Raw genomic sequence first — 15,215 nt, forward strand, 5'->3', positions numbered from 1 at the left:
CTATGCAATTCCCCGAGTCCTGGCTGCGCGAGTTCTGCAATCCGCCGCTCAACACCCAACAGCTGGCCGAGCTGCTGACCATGTCCGGCATGGAAGTCGAAGAGCTGCGTCCCGTCGCGCCGCCCTTCCACGGCATCGTCGTTGCTGAAATCCTCGAAGCCGAGCAGCACCCAAACGCTGACAAGCTGCGCGTGTGCAAGGTCAACGCCGGTGGCGCGGAACCGCTGCAGATCGTCTGCGGCGCACCGAACGCCCGCGTCGGCATCAAGGTGCCGCTGGCCACCGTCGGTGCCGAGCTGCCGCCTAGTGAAGACGGCAAGGCCTTCAAGATCGGCGTCGGCAAGCTGCGCGGCGTCGAGAGCTTCGGCATGCTGTGCTCGGCCCGCGAGCTCAAGCTCAGCGAAGACCATGGCGGGCTGCTGGAGCTGCCGGCCGACGCCGTCATCGGCCAGGACATCCGCCAGCATCTCGCGCTAGATGACACCCTCTTCACACTCAAGCTCACGCCGAATCTGGGCCACTGCCTGAGCGTCTATGGCATCGCCCGCGAAGTCGCCGCGCTGACCGGCGCGCCGCTGCTGAAGGGCGAGTTCCCGCCGGTCAAGCCGAGCATCGATGACAAGCTGACTGCGCATATCGAGGCGACCGATCTCTGCGGCCGCTTCTCGGGCCGGATCGTCAAAGGCATCGACACCCGGGCCAAGACGCCGGCCTGGATGGTTCAGCGCCTGGAACGCTGCGGTCAGCGTTCGGTGACGGCGCTGGTCGACATCTCGAACTACGTCATGTTCGAGTACGGCCGTCCGTCGCACATCTTCGACCTCGACAAGATCAGCGGCGAGCTGGTCGTGCGCTGGGGTCGGGCCGGCGAGCAGCTCAAGCTCCTCAACGGCAACACCATCACCGTGGATGAGAAGGTCGGCGTCATCGCCGATGCGCGAGAGGTCGAATCACTCGCCGGGATCATGGGCGGCGACCACACCGCAGTGTCCGACGACACGAAAAACGTCTACGTCGAAGCCGCCTTCTGGTGGCCCGAGGCCGTCATGGGCCGAGGCCGCCGCTATAACTTCTCGACCGACGCCGGCCACCGCTTCGAGCGCGGCGTCGATCCGGCCCAGACCGTCGAGCACATCGAGCGCATCACGCAGCTCATCCTCGACATCTGCGGCACGGCGGACACGAAGATCGGTCCGATGGACGACCAGTCGCCCAACGTGCCGGCCCGCAAGCCGGTCGCGCTACGCGTCGCCCGCGCCGCCAAGGTCATCGGCATGCCGGTCACGCAGGCCGACTGCGAGCGCGTCTTCACGCGCCTGGGCCTGCCGTTCAACGCTGCTGACGGCGTCATCACGGTGTCCCCGCCGAGCTGGCGCTTCGACCTGCAGATCGAAGAAGACCTCATCGAGGAAGTCATCCGCGTCCTGGGCTACCCGACGCTGCCGTCCACGGCGCCGCTGGCGCCCATCGTCGGCCGCGTGCGCTCGGAGTCGCGCCAGTCCACGCATGCGCTGCGCCGCGCCGTTGCTGCGCGCGACTATTTCGAAACGATCAACTTCAGCTTCGTCGAAGAGCGCTGGGAGCGCGAGCTGGCCGGCGAGACGAATCCCATCAAACTACTCAATCCGATCGCCGCGCCGCTGTCGGTGATGCGCACCAGCCTGATCGGCAGCCTCGTGCAGGTACTGCGCCACAACCAGGCCCGCCGTGCGACGCGTGTGCGCGTGTTCGAACTGGGTCGCGTGTTCAAGCGCGACGCCTCGGTGGCCAACGGCCCGCTGTCGGTCTCCGGCACCGAGCAGCCGCTGCGCCTGGGCGGTCTGGCCTGGGGGCCGGCCGACCAGCAGCAATGGAGCCAGAAGGACCGCGCCGTCGATTTCTTCGACGTCAAGGGCGACCTGGAAGCCTTGTTCGCGCCGCAGGCGCTGAGCTTCGAAGCCGCCGGGCACCCGGCGCTGCATCCGGGCCGCAGCGCGCGGGTGAGCCTGAACGGCGCGCCTATCGGCGTCATCGGCGAACTGCACCCGCGCTGGCGTCAAGCCTACGAGATCAGCGGCGGCGCACCGGTCATGTTCGAACTCGACCTTGACGCCGCGCTCGGCCGCACGCTGCCGCATGGCCAGCCACTGCCACGCCAGCAGGCCGTGCAACGCGACCTGGCCCTGGTCGTTAAGGACAGCACGACGCACGACGCGCTGATGACCACGATCACTACAGCCGGTGGCGCCTTGCTCCGCTCCGCGCGGCTGTTCGACGTCTTCAAGCCTGCCACGGGCTCGACCACCGACCTTCAGCCGGACGAGCGCAGCCTAGCCGTGCGCCTGGAGCTGCTCGACGACGAGGCCACACTGACCGACGAGCGCGTCGACGCTGCCGTGGCGGCCGTCGTCGCCGCCGCTGCCCAGCAGCTCGGCGCACGCCTGCGCGGCTGACCGGAGAACCCATGGACGCCCACGACATCAAGAAGGACGCGGCCGCCGTCGTCATCGGCAGCCTCGAAACACCCACGCTGACGAAAGCCGAGCTGGCCGAGCTGCTGTTCGACAAGCTGGGCCTGAACAAGCGCGAGTCCAAGGACATGGTCGAGGCCTTCTTCGACATCCTCCACGACAGCCTCGTCAAGGGCCAGGATGTGAAGCTCTCGGGCTTCGGCAACTTCAACATCCGCCGCAAGGCACCGCGCCCGGGGCGCAACCCGCGCACCGGCGAATCCATTCCCATCAAGGCGCGCAACGTCGTGACCTTCCACGCCAGCCACAAGCTGAAGGGTCAGGTACAAGGCGATGCCCCTGCCGGGGAAGACTTCGAGTAGAGTCTGCCCTCCCCTCTCGAACCCCTTGATTTGCAATGGAAAAGGCGCTTCCCGCCATCCCCGCCAAACGCTACTTCACGATCGGCGAAGTCAGCGAGCTGTGCGGCGTGAAGCCCTACGTGCTGCGCTACTGGGAGCAGGAGTTCACGCAACTCAAGCCGATGAAGCGGCGCGGCAACCGGCGCTACTACCAGCATCACGAAGTGCTGCTGATCCGCCGCATCCGCGACCTGCTCTACGACCAGGGCTTCACGATCAGCGGCGCTCGCAACCAGCTCAGCGAGGGCCTGCCGCCGGCCGCGGCGCAGAACTTCCGGGATGAAGCCGGCGTGGCACACGCACCGGAAGACGTTGGTGACGTTCTGGACGACGACGACATCGAGGTGCCCGCGGAGTTCGCGCACGCCTCTGCCCCGCGCCCAGCTGCATCTCACGCGCAACCGCTCAAGGCCGCCGAGGCGTCGCTAACGCTGCGCGCCGTCGAACCTGTCACGTCACTGGAGCAGGTGCGGGCCGAACTGCTGGCGATTCGAGCCAGCCTTCTCGGCTGAATTCGACCGCAGGAGCCGAAACCTCGGTTATACTAATTGGCTCAGTCGGGGCGTAGCGCAGCCTGGTAGCGCACTTGCATGGGGTGCAAGGGGTCGCGAGTTCGAATCCCGCCGTCCCGACCATTTTTTTCGTTATAGATCAGCGGCTTAGCAGCTTCGGCAGCTAAGCCGTTTGTCTTTGTCGGTCCCGGATTTCCCTTCAGGGGCATACAGGCAGCGGGCTTTCAGGGGAAAGCCAGGGACTTCAGGGGACCATTCGCCTGATGGTCGACGCCTCTTGTAAAAGTTCGCGGCGGCATCAAGCCTCCTGAAGCACCCCTTCCAGAGAGCATCTTTGGTCCAGTGAGTTGCTCGGGCGTGCGGAGCACAAACTGGGTCATACGTCGTCCATGTCCGTGAGCGCCCCCAGCGCAGCGTCAACGGCGGTCCGAATAAGGTCCGGATGGTGTCCCTTGGCAATCAGCTGTTTAGTGCGGTTGTTAGACAGTTCGCCCGTCTCAGCGATCGTCCTGGCCACGAGCACCAAGTCGTTGTTATTCATGTCGACCGCGTCATTGATGGCGTGATAGACCAAGTCGAACCGGTGCAGGAAATCCAACTCCTGACGAAGGTCGCGCTGTAGCGCTTCATCTGCCATGCGGAGTCCAAACTCCACGCAAGCGGTCGCATCCCAGTAGCGATAGATCTCGGGCTGCCCACGGAAATCCTGATAGATCTGGTCATCTGAGATGAAGGTGACGTCCCAGAAGGCCCGCGAGGGTTTCGAGAACGACTGCAGCGCGGCCAGGTACTCCCGCTCGTTACGCTTCATAGCCACGGATACGGGCAGCACCAGCCCATTCGCCAACCGTGGATCTGCGCAAGCCACCTTATGGAACAGGAAGCGGGAGAGCCGGCCATTGCCATCCATGAACGGATGGGCAAAGACGAAGGCAAAGCTTGCGAGACTGCCTCGCACCAACGCATTGACCTTACTGTCGCGGTCGTTGCAGAGGGCCATCACTGCATCCATCACCGGCCGCAAGAGTTCCGGAGACGGGGGAAGATATGTGACGCCAAGCGCACCTCGCATTTCATTGCGCAGGCGGTTCTGCTCATCTCGAAACCCGTCGGCCCGATCCAGCGGGTTGCTGACGGCCAGGTTCTGCAACGCCACCAAGTAGGCCTCGCTGATGACCTCAGCATCATGCGCCCTTGAGAGCAGGCTCGCGAAGGCTTCGGCCTTCGACGCTGACGGCTTTTCGCGCTCGATGGCGTAACTGTTGTCGGTCTCGCTCAAGTACGCCCAGCGGACAGCCCGGTCCAAGACGGCCTTGTCGATGCCCGAAACAAACTTGTCGACCTGACCAAGGACATCGGCATCGAGCATCGCGACCACGTCAGGCGTGCGCCGGACGGTTATGCAGTACGTGGGTGACCCGATGCCGTTGAAGTCCACCCGCCAGCGTGTGTCACGTTGCACCCTGTCGGTAACGTAGCTGGCGTCGTCAAAGAGCTTCTCGTACGCCCCCACCGCGGGTGGGAGGTCCCCCAGTCGTTGGCCGTTGGCAATCTCCCAGAGATAGCAAGCCACCCGGGCGTACCCACTGCTGGGCGATCTTTGGAAGGCCAGAGCCACTGACTGTGCAGGGATCTTCTTCAGAGCCAGGATGGCCGCCTGCAGATTCATCCCCTCGTGCTTAAATGCAAACAAGAGGTGTGTCAGCGGATCGTCGCCGTCAGGAGCAACCGCCGGCGGCACTAAGAGAACATCCGCGCGCTCGGTCACGCGGGTGACCGGCCCCGTCTGCGCAGGACGCGCTATCGGGAATGCTCCGCTGTCGAGCGCGGTCGCCAGAAAATCGTACCCAACGCTCCGAACCACAGGTATTCCTCTTCGACAGACTAAGAAAATTGTACGGAATCAAGCTTCCGGCAATTTTTCTATATGCCCGGCAAGTCAGCAAGCTTCCAGTGGTTCGGCTAAGGCGACCGGCTGCTCGTCGGAGCAAGCGACCTGTTGTCAACGCGCCATGGCCGAGGCTTTGCTGGCATCGTCTACCGCTCAGCCTAGCAGCACAACATGCGCTGCTACGCGATCTTCGGCGACACGCTGACGCGCATACATGCCGTTTGGGCGGAACGGCTGACTGAGTGTGGCACCGGCAACTTGCACGCGGTCCTGGGCGGTGCTATCAAGGGTTCACAGGTGCCGCTGGTGCTCGGAGAAGCCAGGTCAGTCGGTCCGATGAATACCTTGTTCCTCGCACAGTAAGCACGACGAGGTTCAAGTCAGCAATACGTTGGTTCTCATCAACTTGGGTGACGTCACGGAACGCAATCTCTGAATGATCGACTTCGTCACGCCCGTCGAGCGCCTCACCCATGAGTTTGCGTACCTATTTCGTGCTGCCGTCATTCGCGTGTGTCGCGATCGCGATAGCTTCCCTAACGATCTTTTCCATGGGAATCGCAAGAATCGCCTGATCCGCCGTACGCCCGCCGCTGGCAAACCTTTAACCGCGCGCACCCCATGTGATGTGAATAGCCCGCTCTCCCTGGCGCTCGACCAGGCAGGGGCCGATGGGAATTCGCTGCAGTAGCCCGCTACCGTCCACGTAAGTCACCGGGCCCATGACGAGGGCGTGCTGCACCGTCGCGACGTACATGAGAACTCCTTGTGAGCGGGTCTGCAAACTGAAATGCCTGCGTATTTCGGCCCAACGTGACCGCCGATTTCGGCATCGTGACCGGTCATTTCGATCATCGTGACCGGCAGCCGATTTCGGCTCATCGTGACCGACCGTTTCGGCATCGTGACCGCCCATTTCGGCGATCGTGACCGCCGTGACGGCGCCCACGTTCAATCCCAAAATAGCCCTCAACGCTGCAAATTCGTAGTTGGACAGGACGGGACTGCACTTCAGAGAAACGGGTCGCCAAGCCAGCATACGAACCTCGCCACGCAGAAGCTGAACATCGTCTATCGAATGTGCCTGGCACCGATCTCTGAAAACTGCACCGCGCGCACCATCGGTCTGCCGACCCCGCCTCGCAATCATGTTCGACAGCCCGTTGCCGAGCGATGCGGCCGAGTCGCCGTTCGCCAGCAGCGACAACAGATGGAATTCCCTGGGCAGTATCAGGTAGTAGAGGAGGACCTTCGAAACCTGTTTGGCCTCGTCCCGCAGGACGCCGCACTGCTGCAAGCCTCCGTGCGAAGCAACATTGCCTTGGGTCGGCCGGAGGCGTCGCAACGGGATATCGAGCGAGCCGCAGATCACGCACAGATCCACCGGAGCATCGACGCCTTGCCGGAGGGCTACGCCACACAGCTCGGCGATCGCGGACAAACACTCTCGGGCGGAGAGCGACAGCGGTTGGCGATAGCCCGGGCAGTGCTGAGGAAGCCCAAGATCTATCTACTCGACGAACCAACGTCCATGCTGGACAGCAAGACAGAGGCTGCCATCCTGGCCGCCTTGCGGGAGGTCACTGCCGGAAGCACAACCATCGTCATCGCTCATCGGCTCTCCACGGTCATGCACGCGGACGAGATCATCGTGCTCGACAAAGGTCAGGTTCACGAACGTGGTCGCCATGTCGACCTGCTGGCCAGGGGCGGACTCTACGCCCAGCTGTGGCGCCAGCAAGTCGAAGGCGCGGGCTAGGACTGCCCGCGCTCCGCAACGCGCGCACACAGGGGTTTCTCGTCGTTCGCGGCCTTCATCTTCGCCATCTGGTCCCATGCGTCGTACTGTCCTTGTATCGAAGACGCAGTCTCTCCGGGCAGCGACGGCGATGTGCGCTTCTCGCCCTTCAGCCAGTAGCGGAACCAGTCCAAGTTGCCCTGCAAGGAGATCATGCGATCGCTTGGCGTCGAAAGCATGTGGAACCCTCCCGGGATGAAGACCATCTCCACCGGCTTGTATTGGCGCCGCAGCAGCGTGTAGATGTCGTAGTTCCCATAGACCGGCACGCCGTACGCCTCAAGCCGCAACGCAGCGCGCACACATTCCGTGTTCATGGCCGGATCATTGCGGATCCATTCGGCGCGCGCCGGGCCAAATGGGACTCCCTGATTCGTCGCCTCCATATGCTGCCATTGCTCGGCACCGTAGGCAATGGAATAGGCGAAGAGCGAGCTGATGTCGCCATCTGCACTGGTCGCTGCGCGGATCGGAATATCGGTGAACGTCACCAAGTTGAGGACCTGCTCGCCCGTCGTGCTCCAGCCGATGATGCCGACACGATCGGGATCCACGCGGCCCTCTTTGACCAGCGCGTTTACCGCAGCGCGCACGCCATCCTGGAACTGGCGCAGGCGCATGACTTTGTCGGTGGGCGGTTCGGCGCCGGTCTGCGGGCGAAAGTCCATGCCGAGCACCAGGATGCCATGGCGGACAAATGCGCGACCCGCATAGGCGCTGGGCGAGACCCCCACGTTCGGGCCGTCGAGATAGAAGTTGTCGGGCTCGTAATAGTAGGTCTGGATCACCAACGGGAGCCTGCCTTGACGCTCGAAACCTTCCGGCCCCATCAGCCCGCCGATCCAGCCGCGCTCTTTGCTATCCCGCCACGCATAGGGCTTCATGTTTCCCCAGGTAGCCGCGTGGAACTGGGGGTTCAACGTGGTGAGGCGCACCGCTTGACCTTCCGTGCCTTTAGCGAAAAGGTCGGGCGGAGTGTTCAGGGTCTGTTGAAGCTGCAAACTCCAAGCGGCCTCCGCGCGACCTGCCTTCGGATTAGGGGCTGCCACCTCCTCCCAGCCTTTGCCTTCCATCCGCTGCAGCCACCGTCGGCCGCCACCGTCGACAACCACGACACCGCCGTGGCTGGAATAAATCCTCTGCAACCTGCCGGTCAACTTCGCGACCTTTACCCAGCGATCTGTATCTGGCCAATACTCGATCACGTACGACGACGCCGGCGAGGTGTCTTTAGTCGCTATTGGGAGTTGGGTGCCCGCCAGGATCAAAGACGTCCCTTGCCCCTGCCAGAGGCGATCCTGCCGGAACTGGCCCGCGGCCGGCAGCGCATCGTCCGGTGCGTCGACGATGGTCTGCTGCATGGCGTCTTCCAACCGCCAAGCGACCATCCGCCGGGCGGTCCTGACGTTCGCTCCCGAGAAGTAGCGCAACGGATCCTCGGTGGTGGCCATTGCGAACCTCGTCACAAACTCTGCCAGCAGCGGGTACTGCCGGCTCCACTCGAGCGTTCGGTCGCGCTCGTACCGCGGCAGGACCGCCCACCTGCCATCTGGCGAGATGTCCGCGACAGGGCTGGCAACGTTAGCCTCAACGAACGGTTCGCCCAGCGGGCGGGGCAACTTAGCCGCGAGGGTGCCGTCGGTCGACGCAACATCCGCCACGTAGAACTGGTACTTGCGCAGCTGTGATATCAGTCTTTGCTGACCCCACTTGACCGTCCAAAACGGTTGATTGCCATAGACGATGCTGCGCGCTCCGTCCTGCATGGGCGGGTTAGCGACCTGGGCGGCAAAGACGATGCGCCGCATATCATTCGAGAGCGCAAAGGAGACGACGGGGGTAGCCGCGTGCGTCAACTGGTTGAGCTCGCGCGAATGGACATCCAGTCGATAAGCTTGCCGGACGCCATCCTTCAACCGCCCCAAGAAGGCAAGCGTACGGTCATTCACCCAACGGATCTGCTTCAAAGCTGGATCAGCGTAGTTGCCGTCTTGTTCAGCATCGAAGCTGAACACCGTCTCGGGAGCGGTCACTCGTCCTGCCGCGAGCCGGCCAGGATCCAGGGAGAGCAGTTGGATCTCATAACGGTTCTTGTCGGCTGAGACATTGGCCTTCCGTGTGACGATGAAAGCCCGGCGACCATCCGGTGACACAAGCTGCCGCAGCGCCTCGGGGTCGTCACTCTCAGGCTGCACAAGCCGGGTGAACTCGACGATGTCACGGACTGTTGGGCCGGAGGCAGGTTGTGCAGCGGCCATGGCAGCCGCCGCCCAAAGCAATGCGCACGCGGGCGCGAGGAGGAGAGATCGCATGATTTGCTCAGCTAAATGCGCGGCTCACCTGCTCGCTAGCGGCAGGTGGCCAAGGTAACGGGAGGAAAGGGACTGCAGAGATGCAGTACCGATCAGCGGACTACCAGTCCAGCGTCAACCGCGCCGTGACATACCTCCCACGCCAGTCGGCCTGGGTCACATCGAAGTTCGGCGCACCCGCTGCCGAAGAGCAGTGATATCGCGATCGGAATTGGGAGCCAGCACGCCTGTCGGCGGCTCTTGGCATTCGGCTCTTTGAGCATCCCGTACCCTTTCCTGTTGTCGTCGGAGTGACAACATGAAGACGGGTTTGTCGAGAGGGAATTTGCCCCGTGATTGCCCTATCGGATCATTTCGAGTTCGATTCGTCCGTCTGTTTCGCGGACTTTCAGGCCGTACAACGTCGCGACAGCATTGGCAAAAGCGGCGCTGTCTCCGGTGCGGTAAGCCCCGCTGATGAGGTAGTTCGTGTCTTGCACATCGCTGGACATCGCGATTTCTGTTCGGCTGTAGCGGTTGACTTCGGCGATCGCATCGGAAAGCAGAGTGGCATCGCATGAGGCCTCATGGCGCTGCCAGGCCAGAGCACGCTCGATGTTCGGGCAATCCACTTTCGTATCGACGACAGGCGACGCCGGACAGCCGTCGTACTGAAGTGTCAAGCGGTCCCCTGGCTTGAGCGTGACGGGCTCCTGTGGCCGCAGGCTATCCCCCCTGCCGTAGGACGAACGTTTACCTGGCCCTCCACAAGGGTTTACGGTGAGTGCATCGTCCTGCCGAGGACCATCTTCGAAACGAACGGAGAACACCGTGCCGACCGCGACGACTTCGCTGCCTGCAACGCCAACCACGAACGGCCGCGACGCGTCCTTGGCAACCTCGAACAGTGCTTCGCCCGCGCTGACCTCCACCGTCCGCTGCTTCGAACTGAAGTCGATCCGTGCTTGACTGGCGGTGTTCACCAGCATCCGCGTGCCATAGGCCAGCATGACAGAACGCTGCTCACCGATCGGCGTGACATAGAGATCGCGCTCACGCCACTCCTGCACCATCACGACGCTGGCCGTCGCCAGGACACCCAGACACGCTGCGCCAGCCCACCGCCATGCCCGCTCCGGGACCGCTTGGCCTTGCGTTCCTCACGCTCGCTGGCCTCCGCGAATGCCCGCGCAGCTTCTGTGCCTGGAATGGCCCGCCACATGTCGGTCATGCCCTCAAAGGCTTCCCGGTGTGCAGGCGAGAGCTTCTGCCAGGCGCGGAAGTCATCTTTGAGGCCTTTCGAGCCCTTTCCCGGGGGCCTTTGGCCCCTCAGGACGGCCTACTCCCTGCATACGGCTGCAGCCGCCCGCTTTGCAGTTTCCTCACCGCCTTGAGCAGGTTCACGCCGAGCGCCGCCCAGGCCATCTGCGCCTGCGTCTTGGCCGCCCCGAAGTACCTCGCCCGGCTCAGGTGGAAGCGCCGCTTCATCGTGCCGAAGCCTTGTTCAACCTTGTAGCGCAGCGTGGCGATGGACCGGTTCATCTGGGTCTGCAACGGATGCACCGGATGGCCCCGGCTGCCGTTGAACTGGATCAGGTCACCGATGCCCTTGGCCTGGAGGTACTCGCGGTTGGCCGCGCTCGCATAGCCTTTGTCGGCCAGCACGCCTTCAGGCTGGATGCCTTGCTCGATGAGCGCGTCGACGATGCCCGGCAGCTTGTTCACCTCGGACTGGTTGGCCGGGTGCACTTCGACGTGTTCGACATAACCGCCCTCGATGTCCACGGCGCTGTAGCCGCGGTAACCGAAGAAGGCATCGTTGCTCTTCTTGACCCAGCGCGCCTCTTCATCGGCGCTGTCCACCACGTCGGCCTGACCCTCGTCATCCACTTCGACATGCTGGTTCGGCCGCGCCGCTGTCTCCATCGCAGCATCTCCAGCTTCAAGATGCCGCAATGGCATGCAGGATTATTGCCAGAAACCAACGGACGCTAACCGTCAATCATCGAAGCTCGGTTAGACAGCAACGTCTGCCCGCCAGGCCATCAAGCATAGGGCCGCAGCGTGGCAGCTGAGGACTAACAGTTCGCCATGAAGGGCTCGCGCGTCAGATCGGCGTCCACGTCCATAAGGACGCTCGCCAATTCCAGCGTGCGCCACAGCCCCTCGGGCATGGCCATGATGGCCTCGGGGGTACGGGCCTGGCTGACCCAGGCGCCGATCTCGGCATGCTGCTCGTCGGTCAGAAGGCAGCGGTCACGCATGTCGTCGAGTGTCTGCACGAGGAGCCTCTCATCGCGGCGCCGCCGCGGGTGGAAAAGTCAGAGATCAGAGATGCACTTCCGTCGATTGAAACATAGACCGGTGCTTCACCTCGCCTTTGGGGCCTTACAGAAGCGCTTGTCTGCCGCGTCCCGGCATTTCCTTCGAGCTGACGCGCAAGCGTGCAGCTACGCCCCATCCGCCGCCTGACGCGCCAACGAATGAATCACCTCCCGGAACGCCTGCACCGCCGTATTCGCCGGCTCGCCTTGCAGCGTGATCAACCCATAGTCCGGCATGCGATCGGGCAGCTCCGCCGCGATGGGAGTCAGCAACCCGCGCCGCACGTACTTGTCCACCAGCGCCGCAGGCTGCAGCGACAGCATGTCGGTGCTCTGCATCAGCTCCAGCGCGAACAGGAAGGACGGCGTTTCGACGACTCCCGACGTGAGAGACAGACCCGTTCTGTTGAAGATGTCGTCCGACACCTTTCGCAGAGCCGTGGAGGGTGGGTAGAGGATCCACGGCCAGCGCGACAGTTCTAGCAGCCCCGGCGCTTGCACGCCGCGCAGCGGATGATGAGCGCCCGCTGTGATCTGCAGCCCTTCGGCGGCGAGCTTCTCGTACTGGAATTGGCTGCGCTGCGATTCGTCGGTGAACCGGCCCACCATCACGTCGATCTTGCGTTCGGCAAGCCAGAGGATGAGCTGGTCGCTGCTCTGTTCCAGCACCTTTACGACGAGCAGCGGTCGCAGGCGCTGCAGCTCGGCCACCGCTGCGATCAGCAGGCGTGCGGCCGATCCCGAGATCGCACCGATCGTCAAGTGCCCGTGCCCGCCTTCCTTCAGCGTGTTGAACTCATCGACGAACTTGCGGTGGCTTTCCAGGGCCGCATACGCGTAGCGCAGCGTGAACAGCCCCAGCTCGTTCGGACGCATGCCCCGCGCCAGGCGGTCGAACAGCCGCGACTCCAGCATCGCCTCGATGTCCATCAGCACCTTGGTGGCCGCCGGCTGGGTGATGTGCATCTGCTCGGCTGTCAGTCGCAGGTTGCGCGTCTTTCCCAGGATGTCGAGGAACTGCAGATGCCGAAAACGCAGCCGCGACAACTGCGGGTTGGCCAAGGGTTTCCCAACAGGCGTGTCTGGACTCATCACCATTTGGAATGGATTCTCTCCAAAAAATTCAGTGGACCTCAGCAGATGGCCCCCCTAGCCTTCGGCTGCGTCGAGTCAGCCCCCTCAGAGGGCCGCGGGTCGCGGCATGGTTGCCGCGCACGCTACTCCCTACGACGCTGGAGACATCATGCAATTCAGATCACTTGGCCTGGGCGCAATGTTGCTGGCCGCCCTGGCCGGCCCCGCATCGGCGCAGATCAAAGCCCACGTGTTCAAGGTCGGCATCGGCCTGAGCGAGGACCATCCGCAGGCCAAGGCGCTTAAATTCTTCGCCGAGCAACTGGCAGCCAAGAGCGGCGGCAAGATGACGGCGCGGGTGTTTGCCAGCGGCGCGCTGGGCAACGACATCAGCATGACCTCCGCGCTGCGAGGCGGAACGCTGGAGATGACCGTGCCGGACAGCTCCACCCTCGTGTCCCTCGTCAAGCCGTTCGGCGTCATCAACCTGCCGCTGACCTTCAACAACGAAAAAGAAGCCGATGCGTTGCTGGACGGTCCCTTCGGCCAGAAGCTGCTGGCCACGCTTCCCGACAAGGGCCTGATCGGCCTCGGCTTCTGGGAGAACGGCTTCCGCCACGTCACCAACTCGCGCCGCCCGGTGCAGCGCGCCGAGGACATCACTGGCCTGAAGCTGCGTGTCATCCAGAGCCCGCTGTTCCTCGACACCTTCAACACCCTCGGCGCCAACGCCACCCCCATGCCGTTCACCGAGCTGTACACGGCGATGGAGCAATCCGCCGTGGACGGCCAGGAAAACCCGGCGGCCACCATCCTGTCCAGCAAGTTCTACGAAGTGCAGAAGCACATGGTGCTGTCGCGGCACATGTACAGCGCCTGGGTGCTGCTGATGTCCAAGAAGACTTGGGACAGCCTCTCGACGGACGAGAAGAAGACCGTGCAAGACGCCGCCCGCGAGGCCACTCTGTTCGAGCGCAAGACCATCCGCGCGTTCTCCGAAACGGCCCTGACCGAGCTCAAGAAAGCCGGCATGCAGATCACAGAACTGCCGGCAGCCGAGCAGGCCAAGATGCGCACCAAGCTTCAACCGGTGCTGGCCAAGTTCAGCAAAGAGTTCGGCGAAGACATCACGGCCGAAATGAACGCCGAGCTGGCCAAGGTTCGCGGCGCCGCCAAGTAGTTCCGTTTGTGGCGAGGCAACGCTCGCTCAAAGAGCGTCCACGACACCCGTTTGATCTTGCCTGAGGATCTGAGATGACTGCAACGACGGCGGCCCTGCCGGTTCGCGCCGATGGCCATCATCCCTTGCTGCCTCAAGACGGCACGTCGGGCACGCTGGTCGGGCGCGTGTGGCGCGCAGGCACGCCAAGCGGCCCGTCCGTCGTCACGCTGCGCCGTGAAGGCGTGTTCGACGTCAGCCGCCATTTCCCTACCGTCAGCACACTGCTCGAGGCGGACGACCCGGCCGAGGCGTTACGTGCCGTGCCGGGCGAGTTCCTCTGCACCGTCGCCAGCCTTCTGGACAACAGCAAGGCCGATGACCGCGACGCCGCCCTGCCCTCGCTGTTGGCGCCCTGCGACTTGCAGGTGGTCAAGGCCGCGGGTGTCACATTCGCCGCCAGCCTGATCGAACGCGTGATCGAGGAGCAGGCCGGCGGCGACCCCGGCCGGGCTCAAGGCCTGCGCAGCGAAATCACATCGCTGCTCGGCGACAGCCTGGCCAACATGCGCCCCGGCTCCGAGCAAGCCCAGGCGCTGAAGGCGCTGCTGCAGCAAAAGAAGCTATGGTCACAGTATCTCGAGGTGGGCATCGGCCCGGACGCCGAGATTTTCACCAAGGCGCCCGTTCTGGCTGCCGTGGGCCACGGCCAGGACATCGGCGTCCGCGCTGACTCCGCCTGGAACAATCCCGAGCCCGAGGTTGTGCTCGCCGTCAACAGCCGCGGCCGCATCGTCGGCGCAGCGCTGGGCAACGACGTGAACCTGCGCGACATTGAAGGCCGCAGCGCGCTGCTGCTCGGCAAGGCGAAGGACAACAACGCCTCTTGCGCCGTCGGCCCCTTCATCCGCCTGTTCGACGGGACGTTCAGCCTAGACGATGTGTGCAGCGAGACCGTGCACCTGCACGTGCAGGGCGATGACGGCTTCACGCTGCGCGGCGTGAACACCATGGCCAGCATCAGCCGCGCTCCGGCCGACATCGTCGCCCAGGCGCTGGCCGCCCACCAATACCCCGACGGTTTCATGCTGTTCCTCGGCACGCTGTTCGCGCCCACCGAAGACCGCGACGAACCCGGTGGCGGCTTCACCCACAAGCTGGGCGACGTGGTCACCATCCATAGCCGCTGGCTGGGCGCGCTGCAAAACCAAGTGACGCATTCCGAGACCGCGCCACCCTGGCGCTTCGGCCTGCGCGCCTTCATCGGCAATCTCGCCGAACGCGGCCTGCTGCAGGGTACGAAGCTTTGACCGCC

At 63.7% G+C, this 15,215-nt stretch carries 12 protein-coding genes, 1 tRNA gene and 1 pseudogene; 8 read left to right on the forward strand and 6 right to left on the reverse strand.

The features are described 5' to 3' along the window. Positions 1-2: 2 nt before the first annotated feature. From pheT to LXT13_RS09310, 4 genes are all read left to right on the forward strand, one after another. Complete coding sequence (gene pheT, locus LXT13_RS09295; RefSeq protein ID WP_233371649.1) at positions 3-2,432, forward strand: phenylalanine--tRNA ligase subunit beta; 2,430 nt, start codon at positions 3-5, stop codon at positions 2,430-2,432. A gap of 11 nt (positions 2,433-2,443) precedes the next feature. Next, positions 2,444-2,812, forward strand: coding sequence for an integration host factor subunit alpha (locus tag LXT13_RS09300; protein WP_233371650.1), 369 nt, complete (start codon positions 2,444-2,446; stop codon positions 2,810-2,812). Positions 2,813-2,847: 35 nt separating this feature from the next. Next, a complete protein-coding gene (locus LXT13_RS09305; RefSeq protein ID WP_233371651.1) occupies positions 2,848-3,363 on the forward strand; it encodes a MerR family transcriptional regulator in 516 nt (171 codons plus the stop codon). 46 nt (positions 3,364-3,409) lie between these two features. After that, a tRNA-Pro gene (locus LXT13_RS09310) sits at positions 3,410-3,486 on the forward strand. 253 nt (positions 3,487-3,739) lie between these two features. Here LXT13_RS09310 and LXT13_RS09315 read toward each other — a convergent pair. Further along, the gene (locus LXT13_RS09315) at positions 3,740-5,227 is read right to left on the reverse strand and encodes a Fic family protein (protein ID WP_233371652.1); all 1,488 of its coding nucleotides are present in this window, start codon (positions 5,225-5,227) and stop codon (positions 3,740-3,742) included. Positions 5,228-5,690: 463 nt separating this feature from the next. On the opposite strand from LXT13_RS09315, the gene LXT13_RS09320 reads away from it, so the two are divergent. After that, complete coding sequence (locus LXT13_RS09320; protein ID WP_233371653.1) at positions 5,691-5,945, forward strand: hypothetical protein; 255 nt, start codon at positions 5,691-5,693, stop codon at positions 5,943-5,945. A gap of 192 nt (positions 5,946-6,137) precedes the next feature. Then, entirely contained in the window at positions 6,138-7,013 is an 876-nt protein-coding gene (locus LXT13_RS28785; protein WP_233371654.1) for an ATP-binding cassette domain-containing protein, read from the forward strand. Here LXT13_RS28785 and LXT13_RS09330 read toward each other — a convergent pair. The 5 genes and pseudogenes from LXT13_RS09330 to LXT13_RS09350 form a co-directional block, all read right to left on the reverse strand. Then, positions 7,010-9,364: a prolyl oligopeptidase family serine peptidase gene (locus LXT13_RS09330; protein ID WP_233371655.1), complete on the reverse strand. Its 2,355-nt coding sequence runs from the start codon at positions 9,362-9,364 to the stop codon at positions 7,010-7,012. The genes LXT13_RS28785 and LXT13_RS09330 overlap by 4 nt on opposite strands. Before the next feature lie 341 nt (positions 9,365-9,705). Beyond that, positions 9,706-10,416 carry a FecR family protein gene (locus LXT13_RS09335; protein ID WP_233371992.1) on the reverse strand — a complete coding sequence of 237 codons (711 nt, stop codon included), beginning with the start codon at positions 10,414-10,416 and terminating at the stop codon, positions 9,706-9,708. 256 nt (positions 10,417-10,672) lie between these two features. Then, positions 10,673-11,263 (reverse strand): annotated as a pseudogene (locus LXT13_RS09340) (transposase); the annotation flags it as partial. 158 nt (positions 11,264-11,421) lie between these two features. Next, entirely contained in the window at positions 11,422-11,625 is a 204-nt protein-coding gene (locus tag LXT13_RS09345; protein ID WP_233371657.1) for a hypothetical protein, read from the reverse strand. Between the two features lie 168 nt (positions 11,626-11,793). Continuing rightward, positions 11,794-12,759 carry a LysR family transcriptional regulator gene (locus LXT13_RS09350; protein ID WP_233371993.1) on the reverse strand — a complete coding sequence of 322 codons (966 nt, stop codon included), beginning with the start codon at positions 12,757-12,759 and terminating at the stop codon, positions 11,794-11,796. Between the two features lie 151 nt (positions 12,760-12,910). On the opposite strand from LXT13_RS09350, the gene LXT13_RS09355 reads away from it, so the two are divergent. After that, complete coding sequence (locus LXT13_RS09355) at positions 12,911-13,921, forward strand: TRAP transporter substrate-binding protein (RefSeq protein WP_233371658.1); 1,011 nt, start codon at positions 12,911-12,913, stop codon at positions 13,919-13,921. Positions 13,922-13,995: 74 nt separating this feature from the next. Next, entirely contained in the window at positions 13,996-15,210 is a 1,215-nt protein-coding gene (locus LXT13_RS09360) for a fumarylacetoacetate hydrolase family protein (protein WP_233371659.1), read from the forward strand. Positions 15,211-15,215: the final 5 nt, after the last annotated feature.

It is taken from the genome of Pelomonas cellulosilytica, from assembly GCF_021353265.1.
Lineage (GTDB): Bacteria > Pseudomonadota > Gammaproteobacteria > Burkholderiales > Burkholderiaceae_C > Pelomonas > Pelomonas cellulosilytica.

Excerpts from the sequence above, each read along its gene's own strand:
- pheT (WP_233371649.1), top strand. The coding sequence starts at position 3 with ATGCAATTCCCCGAGTCCTGGCTGCGCGAGTTCTGCAATCCGCCGCTC.
- LXT13_RS09335 (WP_233371992.1), bottom strand. The coding sequence starts at position 10,416 with ATGGTGCAGGAGTGGCGTGAGCGCGATCTCTATGTCACGCCGATCGGT.
- LXT13_RS09350 (WP_233371993.1), bottom strand. The coding sequence starts at position 12,759 with ATGAGTCCAGACACGCCTGTTGGGAAACCCTTGGCCAACCCGCAGTTG.
- LXT13_RS09320 (WP_233371653.1), top strand. The coding sequence starts at position 5,691 with ATGATCGACTTCGTCACGCCCGTCGAGCGCCTCACCCATGAGTTTGCG.
- LXT13_RS09300 (WP_233371650.1), top strand. The coding sequence starts at position 2,444 with ATGGACGCCCACGACATCAAGAAGGACGCGGCCGCCGTCGTCATCGGC.
- LXT13_RS09355 (WP_233371658.1), top strand. The coding sequence starts at position 12,911 with ATGCAATTCAGATCACTTGGCCTGGGCGCAATGTTGCTGGCCGCCCTG.
- LXT13_RS09360 (WP_233371659.1), top strand. The coding sequence starts at position 13,996 with ATGACTGCAACGACGGCGGCCCTGCCGGTTCGCGCCGATGGCCATCAT.
- LXT13_RS09330 (WP_233371655.1), bottom strand. The coding sequence starts at position 9,364 with ATGCGATCTCTCCTCCTCGCGCCCGCGTGCGCATTGCTTTGGGCGGCG.
- LXT13_RS09305 (WP_233371651.1), top strand. The coding sequence starts at position 2,848 with ATGGAAAAGGCGCTTCCCGCCATCCCCGCCAAACGCTACTTCACGATC.